Origin of the sequence: Arsukibacterium sp. MJ3 (assembly GCF_000987765.1) — a bacterium.
In the GTDB taxonomy this organism is placed as follows: Bacteria; Pseudomonadota; Gammaproteobacteria; order Enterobacterales; family Alteromonadaceae; genus Alishewanella.
In genome coordinates this window covers 1-4,832 of sequence record NZ_LAHP01000039.1, presented here as the reverse complement: position 1 = coordinate 4,832, position 4,832 = coordinate 1, and the positions used below count along the sequence as shown (strand labels likewise).

The window sequence follows — 4,832 nt, the reverse complement described above, 5'->3', positions numbered from 1 at the left end:
GAGCTGCCTACCGCCGATACGCCAGACAAACTGGCGAAGCTGCTGCCATTCTGAGCTAAACAGCAATCATGCCGAAGGTGTGGTTGCTGTTACGCATACCAAGATCGGTAGGGTTAGTGCCAACGCATCTACCACTTACCTCGCCGACAATGCTATGCTGGTTTACGGCTGATGTTGCTTTATTGCCGACTGCCAGCGTGGCAGCATTGAAATAATTAACCTAAGGTGACCTAATCATGCGCTCCATTTACTGTGTATTACTGCTGATAATGCTTGCTGGATGTAACAATAATGAAGTTGGCGACGTATCATTGGGCGTCTTTACCACCAAGGATATCAAGCTGGATGCCTTTAACGATCCGGTGGTAACAGGGATAACCTGTCATGTATCCAGCATCGAAGCTAACCTGAACTTTTCCGACCCGTCTGACAGTTCTATCGCCTGTCGTCAGACCGGCCTCATCACCGCCGACATGATCGCAAAAATAGATAAAAGCAAAAACGGTGAGGTACTGTTTACTAAATCAAAAAGCATCTTCTTTAAAACCATGAAGATACGCCGTATTCTGGACGTGGAACACCAAACTCTGATGTATGTGTCTTATTCCACCAAGGAGACCTCTGGCAGCTTTAAGCATAGCTTGTCTACCGTGCCGTTATGGGGAACCGAAGCGTTTAATGCAGCGAAGGTGCAAAATTAATAACAGTGCAGAACTGAATTTTTAACAGCTTACGAGCTCAACCAATAGAGGATAACACCTCTTTGGAATGAACCGGGGAGTTGCCCCGGCGAGTGAGTAAGAGCGTTTTATCCGACGTATTGAGAGAGCAACTGCAACCCCACCTTGGCTCGCCACAGCAACTCCCTCACGCTGACGCGCTCACTCAGACACTCTGTGTAGACCAAAAAGGGTTCCAGCCGTTCTCTTTCAGGTATTGTCTTAACCAGTAAAGGATAGAATCTAAAAAGGGCTGGCAGAATGGCCATGGCATTGTCCGCCGCTTATCGGATGTTCAAAATAGATATCACTGGCGTGCAGTAATAACCGCTTTGCCAGCTGCTGGCTGGTTTTACTGTGGTATAAATCACAACCCAGAATGGGGTGGCCCATGCTAAGGCTATGAATTCGCAGCTGATGGGTGCGGCCGGTAACCGGGGTAAATTGCACCAGGCTACGCCGCGGTTGGCTAAGCCGCTTTACTACACTAAAATGGCTGGTGGCGGCTTTGCCGCTATCGCAAATTTTAACCCGTGGAAAGCAGCTTTTGTCTTTGGCAATTGGCGCCGTTATCACCCCTTCGTCAGCGACAACCCAGCCTTCCAGCATGGCAGTATAACGCTTTTGCACCGTACTGGCCTGAAACTGCTTATTAAGATGCGCCGTGGCGTGTTGGGTAAGCGCCACCACCATAATACCCGAAGTACCAAAATCTAACCGATGCGGTAATTTAGCCTGTGAAAATGCCGGGGTTATGCCAGGCTGGCCATGTACCAGCCGATAATGTACCGAGTCGCGGTTAAGTGGGTTTTTCCCCGATAAACTCAGCAGGCCAGAGGGCTTATTTATCAGTAAAATGGCCTGGTCCTGATATAAAATATGCACAAATTCTTCGCAGGGCGGCGCGATAAAGTTATCAATAATGTCCAAAGGCACCCCGGCAACATTTAGCAGTGTAGCTGTTTATCGTATGTTTAAATTGCGCAGAGGATCTTGGCGGCCATGCAGCACTCGAATAATTTCAACCTGCTTGGCAGTAACCCGATAAAATAAGGTATGGCTCTGAACGCTCGACGCCGATTAGCGGTTGCTCTGTAAGTAACCAAAGCTGATTTTTAATGGCCGCCAAGGTTAAGTACTAATATCCGTCATGCTAGGCCTGGTGAAAAAGATTGTCAATTTTGTAATTTGCGATTGATAGGATAAGATTTAGTGATATTTCAGCAGAAGCAATTCAGCTGTACATCAATGACTCTAACTCTTTTGAACTAAGCAGAGTATTTTCTAACCCACCACCAAATGGTAATGCAATTGCATTACCATGCTTTTGCGACTAGAATCACCATTATTAGCCAACGTAAACCTGTGGAGACCATAATGCTTACTCAAGTGGCTTTGGAAGCAGAATCAACACTAACAGATCGTTTTCAGACGACCGTACCCGGCCCTGTTCGTCAGGCACTGCATCTAGGGAAAAAAGACAAGATTAAATATGTTATTCAAGCTGATGGCAGTGTGCTGATGCAACGTGCCGAGGCGGTTGATGCGGATCCGGTGCTTGAGCAGTTTTTATCATTTCTGGCTGTTGATATGCAGCAACATCCTGAAAAACTACAGCCACTGACCGCCAGTATGCGCCAAAGCGTGGCATCGCTGGTGGCAGATGTTAATATTGATTTAGATACCCCCCTGCCCGATGAATTGCCTGCTGAGGACGAATAACCTTGCCGGATAAAGACCCGATGGTAGTTAACGGTTGGACGCTATTTACCCATCCTCTTTTTGCAGAGCAGTACCTGACACTGCAACACAAAGTAGCGATGTTAAAAGCAAAAGATCCACAAGGCTATACCAGAAAAAACGACAGTAAGCGGTTGGCGGCTATTCATAAGCTGGCCTTTGAGATTATTCCGCAAGACCCAACCCTAGCCGATTATCGCCAGGGCAAAACATTAGGCGATAACAACAAGCATTGGTTTCGGGCCAAGTTTTTTCAACAATATCGGTTATTTTTTAGGTACCACCTCGAATCAAAAATTATCGTTTATGCGTGGGTCAATGATGAAGAAAATAAGCGAGCATTTGCCAGTAAAACCGATGCTTACAAAGTGTTCGCTAAGATGCTTAAGTCGGGTAACCCCCCGGATGCCCACTGTGTCAGGATAGTTGTCATCCCTTAAAAATCACTATTTTATAAAGACGGGGGGCAAGAGGCTCGCCTCTGTTGAAAGCATAAGTTTTGTATAAGATACTTATCGGGCCAATTTCTCAATAGCCCTGTTTATGCTTTTGCTTCGAGTTTAAAACGAAAGCTTTAGAATCGAAAATAGAGTTAATAATGTATCCATTTATAAACCTTTTAGGAACGCTCTATATAGATCAATCGAACGAGGGTTACTCAAAAGATCTAAGTGTCCGACATTTTCAATAGTATGTATTTGTGAATGCTTTTTATCTCTAATCGAATCAAAAAGCTTATTGTTAATACTTGGGGGAGTTTCCCAATCTTTTTCACCAGTTAGCATAAGCAGTTTACCTGCATGCATATTTAAACTAATCGAATTTTGTATTTTCAAGACATCTTCTTGAGGCTCTATCTTAATGAACGGTTTTATTATGTAGCCAATAGGTGCTGGAATACCATAAGAAAATTTCGCTTCATTTACAAACGCTATGTCTATCCATTCCGTCACGTTAGTAACGCTAGCCTCTAAAACCAGAAAGTCAACTTTAGTCGTTGCCGCAACATTAATGGCTAAGATGCTCCCTATAGAAAGTCCATGGAGAACAGTCGGAAGATTGCTACTGTGTTTAACTAGCTTAAAAATATTCATACTGTCTTTTTTGAGCCTGTCAATAGTAGCGAGGCCACTAGTAAAACCAAAACCTCTATAATCTACCCAAATCAAGTTAGCATCTAACTTGTTTAGATAAGGTAAAACATTTCGGTGATGCTTGTGAATTGGAAAGTTATTCGGACCTAAATATAATATAGTATATTTAGCATCTGGCTTTGCGACAACTATTCCTAGAGACTCGTTCCCGTCGTCTTGTAAAAAAGATATGGGTGAAATTTCAAAATTTTCATATTGTTGTGATAACTCAATAACTGTGGCTTCATGAGCCAGACTCGAGATTAAAACTTGATTTCCTAAAAATGATGAACCAGAAGGGTACAGGGTTACGCATCCCGACAACAGAAGGATGCTTAAAGATGCAACAAAGATTTTAACATTCACGAATAATACTTCCTTATAAATTTATAATTCTCTTTAATACTTATTACTTGTTTTATATTAAATAATTAACTTGTCAACAATATAGTAAGTATTTATTCACATCTTAGAGCCTCTATTGGATTTAACTTCGATGCTTTAATTGCAGGCGCTAAACCAAAAATAATCCCTATGAAAAATGTAGAAACGAAAGAAACGCCGATAGCCCAATTAGGAACGTGAGCTGAGGGGAAGTTAGGTACTGCAAATGCGATTGCATTAGCAGAACCAATGCCCAAAAGTATACCAATTAATCCGCCGAAAGCAGATATAACGATTGCTTCCGCTAAAATTATTCGAGACATGCACCGCCAGCACGCCATCGCTTTGCAAATGCTGCCAATACAGAAAAATAGGCCACCCACTTTTTAGCTTTAAATTGCACGGCTGGTTCAGGTTGTTGTACTGTTGGCTGACAATACGCAGCATTTAAGGCCAACAGCAATTCTGGACAGCCACCAATTAAAACGTAGCTGTCCTTTTCTTCTGAGCTAAGTGGATACCCCTTATAAATATACAGCAGTAGGTAAATTTATTGTTAGCAAGTAAATCGCAAGTTTAAACCACGCTTTCTCCAAGCTGTTCCTCTACAACTTACAAAAATCTGTTGATTTACCGATGGTTATTAGTTAATGTATTTTTTACAAAAGATAGAATTAAATTTACACTGTGTGAGAGCGTGGATGTTCTAAACTAATAAGCTGTTATCTCATCATAAATTCAACCAAAGGAGTAAGCGGGAATGCTTTCAGATCAGGAAAAGAAAGAGCTAAAGCAACAAATAAAGTCAAATCAACATGAAGTGTTTGTTGTGTCGATTGAAGAAATGGAAGCTATT

The 4,832-nt window shown here is 42.4% G+C and carries 6 protein-coding genes and 1 pseudogene; 3 read left to right on the top strand and 4 right to left on the bottom strand.

Annotation, left to right across the window (positions count from 1 at the left end; all coding sequences use genetic code 11):
• Window positions 1–236: 236 nt before the first annotated feature.
• Window positions 237–701, top strand: coding sequence for a CreA family protein (locus VT06_RS16290; RefSeq protein ID WP_046555391.1), 465 nt, complete (start codon window positions 237–239; stop codon window positions 699–701).
• 261 nt (window positions 702–962) lie between these two features.
• On the opposite strand, the gene VT06_RS16285 is transcribed toward VT06_RS16290, so the two are convergent.
• Complete coding sequence (locus VT06_RS16285) at window positions 963–1,655, bottom strand: RluA family pseudouridine synthase (RefSeq protein WP_235357462.1); 693 nt, start codon at window positions 1,653–1,655, stop codon at window positions 963–965.
• 27 nt (window positions 1,656–1,682) lie between these two features.
• Window positions 1,683–1,775 (bottom strand): annotated as a pseudogene (locus tag VT06_RS18865) (hypothetical protein); the annotation flags it as partial.
• A 321-nt stretch (window positions 1,776–2,096) separates the two neighbouring features.
• Between VT06_RS18865 and VT06_RS16280 the strand changes: the two are divergent.
• Both VT06_RS16280 and VT06_RS16275 read left to right on the top strand, forming a co-directional pair.
• Entirely contained in the window at window positions 2,097–2,441 is a 345-nt protein-coding gene (locus tag VT06_RS16280; RefSeq protein ID WP_046555393.1) for a type II toxin-antitoxin system PrlF family antitoxin, read from the top strand.
• A gap of 2 nt (window positions 2,442–2,443) precedes the next feature.
• Window positions 2,444–2,899, top strand: coding sequence for a type II toxin-antitoxin system YhaV family toxin (locus VT06_RS16275; RefSeq protein WP_235357461.1), 456 nt, complete (start codon window positions 2,444–2,446; stop codon window positions 2,897–2,899).
• A gap of 168 nt (window positions 2,900–3,067) precedes the next feature.
• On the opposite strand, the gene VT06_RS16270 is transcribed toward VT06_RS16275, so the two are convergent.
• Window positions 3,068–3,958, bottom strand: coding sequence for an alpha/beta hydrolase (locus VT06_RS16270; protein ID WP_046555389.1), 891 nt, complete (start codon window positions 3,956–3,958; stop codon window positions 3,068–3,070).
• A 92-nt stretch (window positions 3,959–4,050) separates the two neighbouring features.
• Window positions 4,051–4,299: an ABC transporter permease gene (locus VT06_RS16265; protein ID WP_046555388.1), complete on the bottom strand. Its 249-nt coding sequence runs from the start codon at window positions 4,297–4,299 to the stop codon at window positions 4,051–4,053.
• Window positions 4,300–4,832: the final 533 nt, after the last annotated feature.

Coding starts and splice junctions, on each gene's coding strand:
- VT06_RS16290 (WP_046555391.1), top strand. CDS start 237: ATGCGCTCCATTTACTGTGTATTACTGCTGATAATGCTTGCTGGATGT.
- VT06_RS16280 (WP_046555393.1), top strand. CDS start 2,097: ATGCTTACTCAAGTGGCTTTGGAAGCAGAATCAACACTAACAGATCGT.
- VT06_RS16265 (WP_046555388.1), bottom strand. CDS start 4,299: ATGTCTCGAATAATTTTAGCGGAAGCAATCGTTATATCTGCTTTCGGC.